The sequence below is a fragment of the Mycolicibacterium sphagni genome (assembly GCF_002250655.1).
Taxonomy (GTDB): domain Bacteria; phylum Actinomycetota; class Actinomycetes; order Mycobacteriales; family Mycobacteriaceae; genus Mycobacterium; species Mycobacterium sphagni.
In genome coordinates, this window is sequence record NZ_NOZR01000019.1 from 88394 (window position 1) to 106428 (window position 18035).

Annotated in this window: 12 protein-coding genes; 1 reads left to right on the forward strand and 11 read right to left on the reverse strand. The window is 65.4% G+C overall.

The genetic code is table 11. The features are described from left to right. Positions 1-11 precede the first annotated feature (11 nt). Both CG716_RS20690 and CG716_RS20695 read right to left on the reverse strand, forming a co-directional pair. Positions 12-920, reverse strand: a complete 909-nt coding sequence (locus tag CG716_RS20690) for a crotonase/enoyl-CoA hydratase family protein (protein ID WP_094482987.1) — start codon at positions 918-920, stop codon at positions 12-14. After that, positions 917-2545, reverse strand: a complete 1629-nt coding sequence (locus CG716_RS20695) for an acyl-CoA dehydrogenase family protein (protein WP_094482988.1) — start codon at positions 2543-2545, stop codon at positions 917-919. The genes CG716_RS20690 and CG716_RS20695 overlap by 4 nt, the downstream gene beginning before the upstream one ends. Positions 2546-2607: 62 nt before the next feature. Between CG716_RS20695 and CG716_RS20700 the strand changes: the two genes are divergently transcribed. Further along, on the forward strand, positions 2608-2943 hold the full coding sequence (locus tag CG716_RS20700; RefSeq protein WP_094482989.1) for a cupin domain-containing protein: 336 nt from the start codon (positions 2608-2610) through the stop codon (positions 2941-2943). A 34-nt stretch (positions 2944-2977) separates the two neighbouring features. Here CG716_RS20700 and CG716_RS20705 read toward each other — a convergent pair whose 3' ends face one another. The 9 genes from CG716_RS20705 to rplJ form a co-directional block, all read right to left on the reverse strand. Beyond that, positions 2978-3790 carry a CE1 family esterase gene (locus tag CG716_RS20705; protein WP_094483020.1) on the reverse strand — a complete coding sequence of 271 codons (813 nt, stop codon included), beginning with the start codon at positions 3788-3790 and terminating at the stop codon, positions 2978-2980. Between the two features lie 23 nt (positions 3791-3813). Further along, positions 3814-4566, reverse strand: coding sequence for a deoxyribonuclease IV (locus tag CG716_RS20710; protein WP_094482990.1), 753 nt, complete (start codon positions 4564-4566; stop codon positions 3814-3816). Between the two features lie 42 nt (positions 4567-4608). Next, positions 4609-5256 (reverse strand): dihydrofolate reductase family protein, encoded by a 648-nt coding sequence (locus tag CG716_RS20715; protein ID WP_094482991.1) that lies wholly within the window; start codon positions 5254-5256, stop codon positions 4609-4611. Positions 5257-5397: 141 nt separating this feature from the next. Next, the gene (locus tag CG716_RS20720) at positions 5398-9351 is read right to left on the reverse strand and encodes a DNA-directed RNA polymerase subunit beta' (protein ID WP_094482992.1); all 3954 of its coding nucleotides are present in this window, start codon (positions 9349-9351) and stop codon (positions 5398-5400) included. A gap of 41 nt (positions 9352-9392) precedes the next feature. Continuing rightward, positions 9393-12890 carry a DNA-directed RNA polymerase subunit beta gene (gene rpoB / locus CG716_RS20725; RefSeq protein WP_207760729.1) on the reverse strand — a complete coding sequence of 1166 codons (3498 nt, stop codon included), beginning with the start codon at positions 12888-12890 and terminating at the stop codon, positions 9393-9395. A 354-nt stretch (positions 12891-13244) separates the two neighbouring features. Further along, positions 13245-15653 (reverse strand): hypothetical protein, encoded by a 2409-nt coding sequence (locus CG716_RS20730; protein WP_133066988.1) that lies wholly within the window; start codon positions 15651-15653, stop codon positions 13245-13247. Positions 15654-15800: 147 nt separating this feature from the next. Next, positions 15801-16823 (reverse strand): ABC transporter ATP-binding protein, encoded by a 1023-nt coding sequence (locus tag CG716_RS20735; protein WP_094482994.1) that lies wholly within the window; start codon positions 16821-16823, stop codon positions 15801-15803. A gap of 212 nt (positions 16824-17035) precedes the next feature. Then, positions 17036-17428, reverse strand: a complete 393-nt coding sequence (gene rplL / locus CG716_RS20740; protein ID WP_094482995.1) for a 50S ribosomal protein L7/L12 — start codon at positions 17426-17428, stop codon at positions 17036-17038. Between the two features lie 36 nt (positions 17429-17464). Next, positions 17465-17995: a 50S ribosomal protein L10 gene (gene rplJ / locus CG716_RS20745; protein ID WP_094482996.1), complete on the reverse strand. Its 531-nt coding sequence runs from the start codon at positions 17993-17995 to the stop codon at positions 17465-17467. Between the last annotated feature and the right edge of the window lie 40 nt (positions 17996-18035).

Below are 18035 nucleotides of genomic sequence, written 5' to 3' on the forward strand. Positions count from 1 at the left end.
CTGCGGCACGCTCACACCCCCGAGGCGCTGCGCCCGTGATCGCCGAACGGCTCGTCGCGGTGGCGTACCGCTTCGCGAAAGCCTCGCGCGCGAGCGTCTGCCACAAAGGCGTGCCCCTCCGGGGTATGCCGGGCGATACCGTCGAACACGGTACTGACCATCCGGCTGGTCGCCACGCCCTGCTGGTACAGCGCGGTGTTCATGGCCAGCTTCACCATGATCAGCTGGTTGACCGGCACCGCCGCGATGCGCTCGACGAGCCGCTCAGTGCGCTCGTCGAGATCGGCGGGGTCCGGCGCCTCGACCGCAAGACCCCACTCGGCGGCCTGCGCACCGGTGATGCAATCCCCGGTCAGCAGAAGGCGTTTGGCCCGCTGGTCGCCGAGCCGGTGGGCCCACAGACCCGCGGCGGGAACGCCCCAGACACGGGTGGGCGGATAGCCGATCTTGGCATCGGCAGCGGCGATCACCTGGTCGGCGTGCAGCGCAATATCGGTGCCGCCGGCCACACAGTAGCCGTGGATCTTGACCACGGTCGGCTTGTCGGCGTGCATCAGGCTGGAGAAACCCCGCACAAACCGGCTCATCATCTGATAGTCGACCATCGGGTCCCATGGCCGGTCCGGCTTGTGATTGACCGCCTGCGTCTTGCCGTCGAGGACGGTGCCCTGGCGGTCCCCTCCGCCGGCCGACGACGAGCCGTCAGCGTAGGCACCGAGATCGAAACCGGCACAGAAGCCTTCACCGCGGCCCGACACCAGGATCACGTGGACTTGCGGGTCGAGGTCGGCTCGTTCGACGAGCGCCGCCAACTCCAGCGGTGTCTCGGCCACGATCGCGTTGCCTTTTTCCGGGCGGTTGAAGGTGATCCGGGCGACCCGATCGGTGACCTCGTAGGTCATCGTCTTGAGGTCGGTCATCCCTTGACCAGGCAGCGCTCGATGATCGGCGCCAGGTCGAGTCCGACGGGAAGCGTTCCGAACGCACCACCCCAATTGCCACCGAGCCGGCTGGCCAGGAACGCTTCGGCGACGGCGGGGTGGCCGTGCCGGACCAGCAGCGAACCCTGCAGTGCCAGGGTGATGTCCTCTGCGACCTTACGGGCGCGGTACTCGACGGCCTCGAGGTTCCCCAGCTCCGCACGCAACTCGGCGACATGGGTGTCGAGCCGGACCTCCTGCCCGGTGGTGGTGGCGAGCTCCTCGAACAGCACGTCAACGCACTCGGGCCGAGTTGCCATGGCGCGCAACGTGTCCAGTGCGCTGACGTTGCCCGAGCCTTCCCAGATACCCATCAGCGGCGCCTCTCGGTAGAGCCGAGGCATGCCGGACTCCTCGGCGTAACCGTTGCCGCCCAAGCATTCCATCGCCTCGCCGGCGTGCGGGGTGGCACGCTTGCACACCCAGTACTTCGCGGCGGCCAGACCGATCCGGCGCAGCAACGTCTCGCGTTCGTCACCGCGAACGGCGGCGTCGGTGGCCCCGGCCATCCGCATCGCAACGATGGTGGCCGCCTCGGCCTCGACGGCCAGATCCGCGATCACGTTGCGCATCAGCGGCTGGTCGATCAGGTAGGCGCCGAACGCCTTTCGATGCTGAGCGTGGTGCACGGCGCGGGTCAGCCCGCTGCGCATGCTGGTGGCGCTGCCCAGTGTGCAGTCGAGTCGGGTGAGGTTGACCATTTCGATGATGGTGGGCACCCCACGACCCTCTTCGCCAACCAGCCATGCGATGGCACCGTCGTATTCAACCTCACTGGAGGCGTTGGCATGGTTCCCCAGCTTGTCCTTCAAGCGCTGCAAGAACATTCGGTTGCGGGTGCCGTCGGGCAGTACGCGGGGCAGCATGAAGCAGCTGAGCCCGCCGGACGCCTGGGCCAGCACCAGGAAGATGTCGCTCATCGCCGCGGAGGTGAACCATTTGTGGCCGGTGAGACGGTAGCTGCCATCACCGTTTGGGACGGCCTGCGTGGTACCGGCCCGCACGTCGGATCCGCCCTGCTTCTCGGTCATCGACATCCCGGCGGTGATGCCGACCTTGGTGGCAGGCACCGTCAGTTCGGGGTCATAGAGCCGACTGGTCAACAGCGGCTCGTACACCTTGGCGAGCTCGGGGTTGTGACGCAGCGCGGGGACGACGGCGTAGGTCATCGAGATCGGGCAGACATGACCCGGCTCGCAAGTCCACGCGCCCATCTTCGCCGCGCGGACCACATGCGCGCCCGGACGGTCATCGGCCCACGGAGCCGCGTGCAGACCGTGGGCAATCGCCGTGCGCATCAGCTCGTGGTAGGCGGGGTCGTATTCGATCTCGTCGACGCGGTAGCCGTAGCGGTCGTGGGTGTGCAGGATCGGCTGATTGCGGTCGGCCAGGTCACCCCAGCGCTGAGCCTGGGCGCTGCCCGAGAGCGCGCCGACCTCGGTGACCTCATCGATGCCCCATTGGCCGCCCTCTCGAATGAGGGCCTCGATCAGAACCGGTGAGCTCGCCGGGTTGTGGTCCACCAGCGGCGGAACCTGGTTGGTGACGACATGCGTATCCGACATGACACCACTGTTACATTTTTTCGACAGTCGCACAAGATGCGTAATATGGCACGCTGGACAGGGTGAAGTCGAACTCTGAGGTCCACGCCGCCACCTTGTGGCTCGAGCACGAGCCGGTACCCGCCGACCAGTCCGTCGACGGCGATCCGCACACCGGTATTGCCGAGCTCGGTGAGTTCGGGGGGCTACAGGTCGGGGTGTGGGAGATGACTCCCGGGGTGATGCGCGACGTCGAAGCCGAGGAACTGTTCGTGGTGCTTTCGGGGGCAGCCACCGTCGAATTCGACGACGGGAGCCCGACGCTCACGCTCGGTGCCGGTGACGTGGTGCGGCTTACCGAGGGGACCAAGACGGTGTGGACGGTGACCGAGACGCTGCGGAAGGTGTATCTGACCTAGATCCGGCGGGCAGGAGCGAAGCGACCCGGGGAAACTAAGCCGGATGGGAGGCGAAGAAGTCCCACATCCGCTGGGTCGCGAACGAGGGCCAGTCATGGCCACCGCCGGCCACCGTGATCAGCTCGACGTTGCGCCCTTCGGGGCAGTCGGCCATCGACGTCGTCAATCCCCCGTCGACCGTCGTCGCCGGCTGCTGGCATTGATCGACGCTGCGCCAGAACGCGTTGACGTCCGGCGGTGTCGGGGTCTTGATGGGCACGGCGGTCCCAGGCTCGCCGTCGTAGCGAATCAGCGGGTCATCGGTGCCATGGATGTGCAGCACAGACGTCGGGCGCGGCGCCGGGCACGCGTCGAGCTGAGTCGCCGCGTCCGGCCCAATGGCCGCGAAAACCGCGCTGTTGCAAGCCAATTTGTAGGCCATCATGCCGCCGTTGCTGATTCCGGCAGCGTAGATGCGGGCCGGGTCGATGCCCACATTGTCGGCGACGTCACGGACTGCCGCGGTGATAAAGCCGACGTCATCGACACCGTCGCGGCTCGCCTCCCCGCAGCAGCCGCCGGAGTTCCACGATCGGCCCACTCCGTCGGGATACGCGACCACGAACTTGGCAGAGTCGGCGAGCTGGTTCCAGCCGTAGGCCTGTTCAGCCTGCTCCGCGCTGCCGGTCCAGCCGTGCAGCATGACCACCAGCGACGCCGCCGGCGCCAGACCAGCGGGGATGTACAGCCGGTAATCGCGGTCGACGCCGCCGACGTTGATCGTGTGCACGCTCGCGCCCGAGGTGAACGGGGCCGCCGCGGCTCCCGACGGCGCGCAGGCCGCAACCAACAACAAGGCCCCCAACATGGCGATTCGGCGGGCCCACACGGCTAGCTCAAATGCTCGCGGAGGAAGGCGATGTCATCCTTGCGGCCCTCGTCGGCCGTCTCACAGATCACCGGCGCATCGGCAGCCTGCACGACCGCCACGAGAAGCTGCGGATCGATCTGGCCCGTACCGAAATTGGCGTGCCGGTCAGCGCCGGACCCCTTGGCGTCACGGGAATCGTTGCAGTGCACCAGATCAATGCGGCCGGTGATGGACTTGATCCGCTCGACGGCGTCGATCAGCTCCTCACCGGCCGCCCAGGCATGGCAGGTGTCGAGGCAGAACCCGATTCCGGTGTCGGCGATGCGTTCCCAGAGCCGAGCGATGGTTTCGAAGTGGCGCGCCATCGCATGGTCGCCGCCCGCGGTGTTCTCCAGATACACGGGCACGTCGGTCTCCAGGGCCGCCAGAGCCTTCACCCAGCGCTCGAAACCAGCCTCCATGTCGTTGTCGTCGGCATGACCGCCGTGCACGATCACGGCCGTCGCATCGATCTCAGCGGCGGCATCGCAGGTGTCCTGCAGGATTTTGCGTGACGGAATACGCACCCGGTTGTTGGCCGAGGCCACGTTGATCAGATACGGCGCATGGACATACAGCGGGATCGACGACGATTTCAGCGTTTCGGCGTCCTCACGGGGCTTCGGCTTCTTCCAGCTCTGCGGATTGCCGAGGAAGAACTGCGCCACCTCGGCGCCGTCGGCGGCCGCGGCCGCCAGTGGGTCATCGCCGTGGACGTGGGAACCGATCAACACAGGTCCGAGTCTATGCGCGGTCACCGACCCCGCGCATGCCGGTCAGCGCCGCCAGAACAGGTGATGGGTAACCCCACTGGGGCTGGGCACCACCTCGTGGTGGAACCTGTCGTCCAGCTCGGCCGGCGACTCCCAGAGCCGCGATCCGGCACCAATCTCAATCTCGGCGACCGCCACGTGGAGCGTGTCGACGAGCCCCGCATCGAGGAATTCCCTGACCGTGCTCGCCCCGCCGCCGAGCCGGACATCCTTGCCCGCAGCGGCCGCCTTCGCCTGATCGAGGACATCTGCCGGATCGCCGGAGACGAAGTGGAATGTCGTGTCCGACAGCGTCAACGACGGACGGTCATGGTGCGTCATGACGAATACCGGAGTGTGGAAAGGCGGCTCGCCACCCCACCACCCCTGCCACTCGGGATGGTCCTGCCACGGGCCGCGGTACGGACTGAACTTGTTGCGGCCCATGATCTCCGCGCCGATGTTGTTGGTGAAGTCGCGGGTGAAATAGTCGTCGAGGCCGCGAGTTCCACCGGGCTCGCGGCGGCCCACCCAACTCGCCGTCGCGCCGACCCACGCGAACAGCGCAGGTTGGTCGGCGTCGCCGAACGGGCGCTCGAAGCACTGGTTGAGCCCCGCTCCGAATCCGTCGCGCGACAGCATGAAGTTGTGCACTCTGAGCAGTTGGGCCACGCGTTCCTCCTGGGCTACTTGGACTGACAATAGATAGACCCCAACCACCGGCCGAACTCATCGGCTCATGCTTGTTCGAAAAGAATTCGGCAAAAGAAAAGAGCCCCCGCGGATGCGGAGGCTCTTTTCTTGCGCGACTAGCTAGCGGTAGTCGCTGTAGCCGTAATCGTCCAGCGGCACCGCAGCACCGGTGGCCTGGCCGAAGTCCGGGCTGTAGTACTGATCCTCGTAAGACGGGATCGTGTACGCCGCGGCCCGGGCCTCTTCGGTCGGCTGCACCTGGATGTTGCGGTAGCGGCTGATGCCGGTACCGGCCGGGATCAGCTTGCCGATGATCACGTTCTCCTTCAGACCATTGAGCCTGTCGCTGCGGCAGTTGATCGCCGCATCGGTCAGCACGCGAGTGGTCTCCTGGAACGACGCCGCCGACAGCCACGAATCGGTGGCCAGCGACGCCTTGGTGATACCCATCAGCACCGGACGGCCTGCCGCGGGCTCATTGCCCTCGGCAACCACCCGACGGTTCTCCGACTCGAACTCGCCACGCTCGGTCAACGAGCCGGGCAGGAATTCCGTTGCGCCCGAATCGATGATCGTGACGCGACGGAGCATCTGCCGAACGATGACCTCGATGTGCTTGTCGTGGATCGACACACCCTGCGCCCGGTACACCTCTTGCACCTCTTTGACGAGGTGAATCTGTACCTTGCGCGGGCCCTCGACACGGAGCACCTCGTGCGGGTCGGCCGAGCCCTCCATGAGCTGCTGGCCCACCTCGACGTGGTCACCGTTGACAAGCAGCCGCTCGCTGCCGTCGTCGTGCTTGAACACCTTCAACCGCTGACGCTTGGAGAGCTTGTCGTACACGACCTCCTCGCTCCCGTCGTCGGGAACGATGGTGATCTTGTAGAACTTCTCGGTCTCCTCCAGCTGCACCCGCCCGGCCACATCGGCGATCGGTGCGCGGTTCCGCGGAACACGCGCCTCGAACAGCTCCTGCACACGGGGCAGACCGCCGACGATGTCGGCGCCACCGGTAACACCGCCCTGGTGGAAGGTACGCATGGTCAGCTGCGTGCCGGGCTCACCGATGGACTGCGCGGCCACGATGCCGACCGCCTCACCGATGTCCACCAGCTTGCCGGTGGCCATCGAGCGGCCGTAACACATCGCGCACACGCCCGAGCCGCTGGTGCAGGTGAGCACCGAGCGAACCTTGACCGAGGTGATGCCGGCCTCGAGCAGAGCGTCGATCGCCGGATCGCCGAGGTCGTGTCCGGCCACGACGATCACGTTGCCCTTCTCGTCGACCGCGTCAGCGGCCAGCGTTCGGGCGTACGCGGAGGTCTCGACGTGCGGATCGCGGATCAGCGCGTCACCCTGCAGCTCGGCGAGCTCGACGATGATGCCGCGCTCGGTGCCGCAGTCGTGCTCGCGCACGATCACGTCCTGGCTGACGTCCACCAGACGACGGGTCAGGTAACCCGAGTCAGCGGTGCGAAGTGCCGTGTCCGCCAGACCCTTTCGGGCGCCGTGGGTGTTGATGAAGTACTCCAGCACCGTCAGGCCCTCACGGAACGAGGACTTGATCGGGCGCGGGATGAACTCACCCTTCGGGTTGGTCACCAGACCCTTCATGCCGGCCAGCGTCCGGGTCTGGGTGAAGTTACCCGTCGCGCCGGAGTCCACGATCGTGATGATCGGGTTGTCCTGCGGGTAGTGCGCCCGCAGTGCCTGACCGACCTCTTCGGTGGCTTCCTTCCAGAGCTCGACGAGGGCGTCGTTGCGCTCCTGCTTGTTCAAAGCACCGCGCTGGTACTTCTTTTCGATCGTGTCGGCTTCGCCTTCGTAACGCTCGAGGATCTCCTGCTTCTCCGGCGGGACGATGACGTCGGCCATCGACACGGTGACACCCGAACGGGTGGCCCAGTAGAAGCCGGCATCCTTGAGCTTGTCGACGGTCTGCGCGACGACGATCATCGGGTAGCGCTCGGCCAGATCGTTGATGATCCGGGCCTGGACCTTCTTGTGCATCTGCTCGTTGACGAACGGATAACCCTGGGGCAGAAGCTCGTTGAAGAGCACCCGGCCCAGCGTGGTCTCGGCGATCCAGGCATTGCCCGGGCGCCAGCCATTCTCGCCGAACAGTTCGTTCTCGACCTCATGCGGCGGACGCAGCTGCGTCAGGCGAACCTTGATCTGAGCCCGAACCGATAGTGCACCGCGATCCAGCGCCATGATGGCCTCGGCCGGCGAGCTGTACACGCCCGTCTCCGGGGCATCCTTGGCCGCCGCGGTGTGCTCGCCCGTGTCACCGGGAACCAGCGTGGTCAGGAAGAACAGACCGGTCACCATGTCCAGACGCGGCATGGCCAGCGGCTTGCCCGACGCCGGCGACAGGATGTTGTTGCTCGACAACATCAGGATGCGCGCCTCAGCCTGTGCCTCGGCGCTCAGCGGCAGGTGAACCGCCATCTGGTCGCCGTCGAAGTCGGCGTTGAACGCCTCACAGACCAGCGGGTGCAGCTGAATTGCCTTGCCCTCCACCAGCTGCGGCTCGAAGGCCTGGATGCCGAGGCGGTGCAGCGTCGGTGCGCGGTTCAGCAGCACCGGATGCTCGGCGATGACCTCTTCGAGGACATCCCACACCTGGGGACGCTGACGCTCCACCATTCGCTTGGCGCTCTTGATGTTCTGCGCGTGGTTGAGGTCCACGAGTCGCTTCATCACGAACGGCTTGAACAGCTCCAGCGCCATCAGCTTCGGCAGACCACACTGGTGCAGCTTGAGCTGCGGGCCGACCACGATGACCGAACGGCCCGAGTAGTCGACGCGCTTGCCGAGCAGGTTCTGACGGAACCTGCCCTGCTTGCCCTTGAGCAGATCAGACAGCGACTTGAGCGGACGGTTGCCCGGGCCGGTGACCGGACGGCCGCGACGGCCGTTGTCGAACAGCGCGTCCACCGACTCCTGAAGCATGCGCTTCTCGTTGTTGACGATGATCTCGGGCGCACCGAGGTCGATCAGCCGCTTCAACCGGTTATTGCGGTTGATCACGCGGCGGTACAGGTCGTTGAGGTCGGAGGTCGCGAAGCGGCCACCGTCCAGCTGCACCATCGGACGCAGCTCCGGCGGGATCACCGGCACCGCGTCCAGCACCATGCCCATCGGCGAGTTGCTGTTGGCCTGGAAGGCCGCGACCACCTTCAGGCGCTTGAGCGCACGAAGCTTCTTCTGCCCCTTGCCACTACGAATGACCTCACGCAGGTTCTCGGCCTCGGCGTCGATGTCAAAGGTCTCGATGAGCTTCTGAATCGACTCCGCGCCCATCGAACCCTGGAAGTACTCGCCGTAGCGGTCGACCAGCTCGCGGTAGAGGTTCTCGTCGACGATCAGCTGCTTGACGGCCAGCTTGGTGAAGGTCGTCCAGATCTCGTCGAGCCGGTCCAGCTCACGCTGGGCCCGGTCGCGCAGCTGACGCATTTCGCGCTCGCCACCGTCGCGCACCTTGCGGCGCACGTCGGACTTGGCACCCTCGGCCTCGAGCTCGGCCAAGTCGGCCTCGAGCTTCTGGGCGCGGGCTTCCAGGTCGGAGTCACGCTGATCGGCGACAGCCTTCTTCTCGACCTCCATCTCGGCTTCGAGGGTGGAGAGCTCGTTGTGGCGCATCTCGTTATCGACCGCGGTGATCACATAGGCGGCGAAGTAGATGATCTTCTCGAGATCCTTCGGCGCCAGGTCGAGCAGGTAACCCAGTCGCGACGGCACACCCTTGAAGTACCAGATGTGCGTGACCGGCGCGGCCAGCTCGATGTGGCCCATCCGCTCGCGGCGCACCTTGGCGCGAGTGACCTCGACGCCGCAACGCTCACAGATGATGCCCTTGAAGCGGACGCGCTTGTACTTGCCGCAGTAGCACTCCCAGTCGCGAGTCGGTCCGAAGATCTTCTCGCAGAACAGGCCGTCCTTCTCCGGCTTCAGCGTGCGGTAGTTGATGGTCTCCGGCTTCTTGACCTCGCCGAAGGACCAGTTGCGGATGTCCTCAGCGGTGGCCAGGCCAATCCGGAGTTCATCGAAGAAGTTGACGTCTAGCACGTAACTCCCTTTCCCCTTTCGGGATTTGTAGCCAATGACACTTAGGCGAGATCTTCGACAGACGCGGATTCGTTGCGGGACAGGTTGATTCCGAGGTTGGCAGCAGCACGCTCCAAGTCCTCGTCGTCACCGTCACGCATCTCGATCGCGGCACCGTCAGAAGACAACACCTCGACGTTGAGGCAGAGCGACTGCAGCTCCTTGAGAAGCACCTTGAACGACTCGGGAATGCCCGGCTCGGGGATGTTCTCGCCCTTGACGATCGCCTCGTAGACCTTGACCCGGCCGACGGTGTCGTCGGATTTGATGGTCAGGAGCTCCTGCAGCGTGTACGCCGCACCGTAGGCCTGCATGGCCCAGCACTCCATCTCACCGAACCGCTGACCACCGAACTGCGCCTTACCACCCAGCGGCTGCTGGGTGATCATCGAGTACGGACCGGTCGAGCGGGCGTGGATCTTGTCGTCCACCAAGTGGTGCAGCTTCAGGATGTACATGTAGCCAACCGTCACCGGGTACGGGAACGGTTCGCCGCTACGGCCGTCGTACAGCACAGCTTTGCCGTCGCCGTTGACCAGAACTTCGCCGTCCCGGTTCGGCAGCGTCGAGCTCAGCAGGCCCTGCAGCTCTTCTTCCCGGGCACCGTCGAACACCGGCGTGGAGACGATGCTGTTCGGCTCCGCCTCCAGCAGATCCTCGGGCAGGTTGCCCGCCCACTCCGGCGTTCCGTCGACCTTCCAGCCGGCCTTGGCCACCCACCCGAGGTGGGTTTCCAGGATCTGGCCGATGTTCATCCGTCGCGGCACACCGTGCGTGTTCAGGATGATGTCGACGGGGGTGCCGTCCGGCAGGAACGGCATGTCCTCGACCGGCAGGATCTTGCCGATGACGCCCTTATTGCCGTGGCGTCCGGCGAGCTTGTCGCCGTCGGAGATCTTGCGCTTCTGAGCCACATAGACGCGGACCAGCTCGTTGACTCCGGCGGGCAGCTCGTCGTCATCCTCACGTGAGAACACGCGGATGCCGATGACCTTGCCGGACTCGCCGTGCGGCACCTTGAGCGACGTGTCGCGAACCTCGCGGGCCTTCTCACCGAAGATGGCACGCAGCAGGCGCTCCTCCGGGGTCAGTTCGGTCTCACCCTTCGGGGTGACCTTGCCGACCAGGATGTCGCCGTCGCGGACCTCGGCGCCGATGCGGACGATGCCGCGCTCGTCGAGATCGGCCAGTACCTCGTCGGAGACGTTCGGGATGTCCCGGGTGATCTCCTCGGCGCCCAGCTTGGTGTCGCGGGCGTCGATCTCGTGCTCTTCGATGTGGATCGATGTGAGCACATCCTCCTCAACCAGACGGTTGGAGAGGATGATCGCGTCCTCGTAGTTGTGGCCCTCCCACGGCATGATCGCGACGAGCAGGTTCTTGCCCAGCGCCATCTCACCGTTCTCGGTGCACGGCCCGTCGGCGACGACCTGGCCGGCCTCGACACGCTGTCCGGCGTCCACGATCGGACGCTGGTTGGCGCAGGTGCCGTGGTTGGAGCGGGCGAACTTACGCATCCGGTAGGTGTGCCGGGTGCCGTCGTCGGCCATCACGGTGATGTAGTCGGCCGAGACCTCCTCGACGATGCCCGCCTTCTCCGAGACGACAACATCGCCGGCGTCGATCGCGGCGCGCAGCTCCATACCGGTGCCCACCAGAGGTGCCTCGCTGCGCACCAGCGGAACCGCCTGGCGCTGCATGTTGGCACCCATCAGGGCGCGGTTGGCGTCGTCGTGCTCGAGGAACGGGATCATCGCCGTCGCGACCGACACCATCTGGCGCGGCGAGACGTCCATGAAGTCGACCTCGGCCGGGGTTACGTTCTCGACCTCGCCGCCCTTACGGCGCACCAGCACGCGAGCCTCGGTGAACTTGCCGTTGGCGTCGGTCGGCGAGTTGGCCTGCGCCACGACGTGGCGGTCCTCCTCGTCGGCGGTCAGGTAGTGGATCTCGTCGGTGACAACGCCTTCGGTGACCTTGCGGTACGGCGTCTCGATGAAGCCGAACGGGTTGACCCGTGCGTATACCGACAGCGAACCGATCAGACCGATGTTCGGACCCTCAGGGGTCTCGATCGGACACATCCGGCCGTAGTGGCTGGAGTGCACGTCGCGGACCTCGAGGCCGGCGCGCTCACGAGACAGACCACCGGGGCCCAGCGCCGACAGGCGGCGCTTGTGGGTCAGGCCCGACAGCGGGTTGTTCTGGTCCATGAACTGCGACAGCTGGCTGGTGCCGAAGAACTCCTTGATCGCCGCCACGACGGGACGGATGTTGATCAGGGTCTGCGGCGTGATCGCCTCGACGTCCTGGGTGGTCATCCGCTCGCGGACGACCCGCTCCATGCGGGACAGGCCGACCCGGATCTGGTTCTGGATCAGCTCGCCGACGGTACGCAGACGACGGTTACCGAAGTGATCGATGTCGTCGACCTCGACGGGTACTTCAACACCTCCCGGCGCGGTCATCATGAGCTGGCCCTCGTGCAGACGCACCAGGTACTCGATGGTCGCGACGATGTCCTCTTCGGTCAGCGTCGAGCTGGTGATCGGCTGGCCCGCGTTGAGGCCCAGCTTCTTGTTGACCTTGTAGCGACCCACCCGGGCCAGGTCGTAGCGCTTGTCCTTGAAGAACAGGTTCTCCAGCAGGGTCTGCGCGGACTCCTTGGTGGGCGGTTCGCCCGGCCGCAGCTTCCGGTAGATGTCCAGCAGGGCCTCGTCGGTGCCGGCGGTGTTGTCCTTCTCCAGCGTCGACATCATGATCTCGGAGAAGCCAAAGCGCTCCCGGATCTGCTCGTTGGTCCAGCCGAGTGCCTTCAGCAGCACAGTGACCGGCTGACGGCGCTTGCGGTCGATGCGCACACCGACGGTGTCGCGCTTGTCGACGTCGAACTCCAGCCATGCACCGCGGCCGGGGATCACCTTGACGCTGTGCAGCGTCTTCTCGGTGGTCTTGTCGATGGCTTCGTCGAAATACACGCCCGGCGAACGGACCAGCTGGCTCACCACGACACGCTCGGTGCCGTTGATGATGAAGGTGCCCTTCTCGGTCATCATCGGGAAGTCACCCATGAAGACCGTCTGGCTCTTGATCTCACCGGTGTTGTTGTTGATGAACTCGGCCGTGACGAACAGCGGGGCCGCGTACGTCATGTCCTTGTCTTTGCACTCGTCGACTGGAGCCTTGACCTCGTCGAAACGAGGGTCGGAGAAGCTCAGCGACATCGAGCCCGAGAAATCCTCGATCGGCGACAGCTCGGTGAGGACCTCTTCGAGGCCACCCACCGGGTTGACGTCGCCACGCGCCTCTGCGATCGCACGCCAGCGCGGCGAGCCGATCAGCCACTCGAACGAATCCGTTTGGACGTCGAGCAGGCCGGGTACCTCGAGAGGCTCGCGCAGCTTCGCGAATGAAATTCGTTTTGGTGCTCCGGGGACGGAGTTAGAAGTAGTAGTCGTTTTGCTCTGGCTAGAGACTGCCAAGATGCATCCTTCCAGCACCTAATGCGACTGTCCGGAGGAGATTCCGAGGTCGCGATATCTGCATCGGTTCGGCTGGCCTACTCGAGGCCCGGCCTTTCCCCGACGCACGCGACACGCAAATAGGTCTCTGAGCTGGAATATCTAGGCTCAGGCTTAAGGACCGGGTGTCAAGTGCTGGTAGAGGTGGGCAGGAGGCAGCCAGCGCAACGTCCAACAATAGCGCAGAACGGCGCATTCCTCAACAAGCTCATGCCGGGCGGGCTGGCGCTGGCTGGCGATCTAGCTACCCATGCACACATGCTGGTCAACAGACTGACCCGTTTGCGCCTTTCCGTCAAGGGAAACGCGCTGTTTGGTGTGGAAAATACCGCTCTAGGCGGCGAGCGCGCCGACTGTCGCGGCGGCCGGCTGAGTTGGCAGGACAATCGCGGCAGTCTGGCCCATAATGATCGACTCCCCGGCCGATCCGTAGAGCCCGTACTGAGGCGCATCCGGCCCGGCCCCGACGTAGAAATCGTTGATCCAGCCGGCGGCCAGGGTGTGCACGGCGGTGGCGTTACCGGGCGCGGACGGCCTGACGAAGATCTGAGCAAAGAAGTCGAAGAACGGATCAGAGCCGATCACCGAGTCGATGTGTGAACCGTTGACCAGTTCGGCGCCAACGAACTGACCCGGGCGGTCGGCGATCAGTGCCGTGGTTGTCTGACCGAAGGCGTTCCATGCCTGCGGTGGCGCAGCGATCGTATAGACGGGGATGCCGTCCAGGGTCGCGAGTTGGTTGGCGAATGTGTCGTTGTTGGAGGCGACGCCGTCGAACATCACCACACCGAGTAAATGGTTCTCTGCGCCGGGCGCCAGGGCGCTGACATAGTCGGCGCCGGCGGCCACCGCCAGTCCCCCTCCCGCGGAATGCCCGGTGAGCGTGAAGTCCTCTGGCAGCGCCCCCTGATAACCGGCGTTGCTCGCGCTGATCGTGAGGGCGGCACGGTCACCGAGGAACAGGTCGGCGACCCCCTGCTGCATCGCGGGGTTGTTGAGTGTGCAGGTCGGGCAGGTCAGCGACGGGAAGGACGGCAGGGTCGTCGCGACAACGATGCTGTCGGTCTGCTGGGCCAGCGATTTGGCCAACACCGTGTAGAAGGACTTGTTGGCCAGGAAGCCGTGCTGCAGGTAAATGATGCCGTTGGCCTGTACCGAGCCGTCGGCCTGCGTCGGGAAATACCAGTCGGTCGGGGCATTGTAGGTGCGCGAACCGACCTGGATCGTCAGGGTGGTGTTGCCGGTTTTCACGCCGGTCACCCCGTTGGCCGTCGGGCTCGTGACCGCGGGGGCAGGATTCGACGCCGGCTGGCCGACAGAGGTGGTGGTCGCCGAGCCGCCGAACAACTGGGGCAGGAAAAGGGCGGTCAACGACTTCATCAGCTTCTCGATCGGTGTCAGCTGGCTGGCCAGCGGTGTCGGCAGCACCACCGCCGAGGCGTTACCCATGATGATCGGCTGACCAGCGGTGCCGTAGATGCCGTACTGCGGGTCGTTCGGGCCGGCGCCGACGTAGAGGTCGTTGATCCAGCCGGCGCCGAGGGTATGGACAGCAGAGGTATTGCCGGCCGGCGAGCGCTGGGTGACCAGCTGGGCGAAGAAGTCGATGATCGGGTTGCTGCCCAGCATCGAGTCGACGTGCGAGCCGTTGGTCAGGACGACGCCGTCGAACTGGCCGGGGCGCAGCTGCAGCAGCTCGTTGGTGGTGGCCCCGAAGGCGTTCCATATCTGGGCCGGCGCCGCGATCTGATAGACGGGAATGTCAAGGGTGTTCAGGCTGTCGATCGCCTGAGGCAGCGTGCCGTTCATGGTGACGCCGTCGTACATCACCACACCCAGTAGGTGGTTGACGTCGCCGGATTGAAGGTCGCCGACGTAGTAGCCGCCCACCGACGACGCGAATCCGCCGCCGGCGGAATGCCCGGCCAGGATGAAGTCCTCCGGCAGCGCTCCCTGGTAGCCGGCCTGGTTGGCGCTGATTGTCAATGCCGAGCGGCTGCCGAGGAACATCGTGGCGGCGGCTTTCTGCATCGAAACTCCGTAGAGGGTGCAACCGCTACAGGTCAGCGACGGGAACGAGGGCAGCGTGGGCACCACCACGATGCTGTTGGTCTGCTGGGCCAGGGAAGTCGCCAGCGCCGAGTAGTACGACTTATTGGCCAGGAACCCGTGCTGCAACCAGATGATCCCGTTGGCCTGCACCGAACCGTCGGCCTGGGTCGGGAAATACCAGTCGGCAGGAGCGTTGAAGCCCGAGCCGACCGGGATGGTCAGTGTCGAGTGGCCGACTTTCACACCGGTGACGCCGTTGGTGGCGGGCGGGGTGACGACCGATTGGGCGGACTCGCTTGCCGAGGCGGGGCGTGCCGAGTTGCCCGTCGCCGGCGCGGCGGGAGCCGGCGTCGCACCCGAGACGCCGAACACGGACAACACACTGGCCAGGATCTTGGCTGCCGATGGCGTGGACGCCTTATTGGCAGCTGTGGCGGTGGCCGCGGCCTTCGGCGCAGCCTTGGCCGCGAGCTGCGTGGTGCTCGTCCCGGAGGCGGCAGCTGCGGGCACGACGCGGAGCCGACCGGTCGCGGCAGCGGCTTGTGCCGACGATGCCGACGTGGATGTGCTCGTGTGCACGGCGCTGGCGCCGGTGTCAGCGGTGGCCGTGCCACCGCCGATCATCAGGGCCGCGCCAAGTCCGGCGAAGAGGGCTAACGTCCCCCACCAAATCCGCCGGTCGCGTACCACCCAGTCGCCCCTTCCTCGTCGACGATCGGGCAAACGCTAGCGGAGAGGACGCCCGCTGGAACCCTTTTCGGCACGAAAGACCCGAAACTTCGGGATATGACCGGATTTTGGGCGCGAAAGCGCCCGGCGCCACGACGTCGAGAGCGGCTAGTTGCCGTCTTCTCCGGCGAAGGTGTGGCTCGGCAGCCGGTGGGTGCCGTCCAGGTCGTCGCGGATGGCTTCCTGGGCGGCCGGGGGCAGGGTGTGCAGGATCTGGCGCACCCGCTCCTGGCGGCGGCGGACGGCGTCACGTTCCGGGATTCCCGGGGTGACCGTCAGCTGCGGGGGCACACCCACGATTTCCTCGACACCACCGTCGTGGTGACCAGCATCGACAAGGGCCTGCTCCTCGGCCATCGTCGACTCGTCCTTCTCCTCCGACATACCGATCGGGCCGATACGACGGCCGTTGAGGAACTGGCGCACCACCGGCTCATCACTGGTCAACAGCACCTCACGGGGGCCGAACATCACCAGATGCTTGCGGAAGAGCATGCCGATGTTGTCGGGCACCGTGCGGGCGATGTTGATGTTGTGCGTCACGATCAGGATCGTGCAGTCGATCTGGGCGTTGATGTCGATCAGCAGCTGACTCAGATAGGCGGTACGCACTGGGTCCAGGCCCGAGTCGGGCTCGTCGCAGAGGATGATCTTCGGGTCGAGCACCAGCGAACGCGCCAGCCCGGCGCGCTTGCGCATACCGCCGGAGATCTCACCGGGGAACTTGTTCTCGTCACCACCCAAGCCGACCATGTCCAGCTTTTCCATGACGATCTGGCGAATTTCGGATTCCTTCTTCTTCGTGTGCTCACGAAGGGGGAACGCGGTGTTGTCGAACAGGCTCATCGAACCGAACAGCGCACCGTCCTGGAACATGACGCCGAACAGCGTGCGGATCTCGTAGAGCTCCTTGGCCGAGCACTCGATGATGTTGGTGCCATCCACGATGATCTTGCCCCGCTCGGGACGCAGCAGGCCGATCAGCGACTTCAAGAACACCGACTTACCGGTACCCGACGGGCCAAGCAGCACGCTGACCTCACCGGCGGGGATATCGAGGGTTACGTCCTCCCAAATTCGCTGGGAACCGAACGACTTGGTCAACCCCTCGACCTGAATAGCAATACCCACGCCAGATCCTTCCGCCCACACGGGTCAGCCATCGCCGCGATGGCCTGTGGTTTGAGTCACTGTAGCGCACGCCGATTCGCGCCACTGAGTTTGTGTACCGACCTGTGATCGACGACGCCGGCCCATCGTTGCCACCGCATTGACCCGTCAACGGGGACAAGAAAATCCCCCGCGGGCACGCATGCCCGCGGGGGATTTCTGTACAAGCAGATCTACTTGACGGTGACCGTCGCGCCAGCGGCCTCGAGCTTGGCCTTGGCGTCGTCGGCGGCCTCCTTGTTGACCTTCTCGAGCAGCGGCTTGGGGGCGCCGTCGACCAGATCCTTGGCCTCCTTGAGGCCCAGGCCGGAAACGATCTCGCGGACGACCTTGATGACGCCGATCTTCTTGTCGCCGGCACCCTCGAGGATGACGTCGAACTCCGACTGCTCCTCGGCGGCCTCGGCGGGAGCGCCACCGGCCGCGGGGCCGGCAGCCGCAATCGCGACGGGGGCGGCGGCGGTGACGTCGAAGGTCTCCTCGAACACCTTCACGAACTCCGAGAGCTCGAGCAGGGTCAGTTCCTTGAAGGCGTCGATCAGTTCTTCAGTGGACAGCTTTGCCATGGTGATTCCTTATCTCTAACTGTGTGGTGGTTGGTCTCAGGCGGCGTTGTCTTCGCCGGCCTTCTTCTCTTGCAGAGCTGCGGCCAGGCGGGCGACCTGGGACGCGGGCGCCACGAACAGCGCCGCGGCCTGGGACTGCTTCGCCTTCAGGGCGCCGGCGACGCGCGACAGCAACACCTCGCGCGACTCGAGATCGGCGATCCGCTCGACCTCGGAGACGGTCAGCGCGCGACCGTCCATGTAGCCGCCCTTGATGACCAGCGCCTTGTTGTCCTTGGCGAACTTCTTGATCGCCTTGGCGGCGTCGACGGGCTCGCCGCTGATGAACGCGATGGCGGTCGGTCCGGCGAACAGGTCGTCGAGACCCTCGACGCCGGCCTCGGATGCCGCACGCTTCACCAGGGTGTTCTTGGCGACGGCGTAGGACGTTTCCTTACCCAGCGCTCTGCGCAGCTCGGCAAGGTTGGCCACCGTCAAGCCGCGGTACTCGGTGACGACGGTGGCCGTCGCCTCCTTGAACTTCTCGGCGATGTCGGCGACCGCGGTGGCCTTGTCAGCCTTGGCCATGCTTGCCTCCTCGTGATGTTGGGATGTCCACCAACCGACA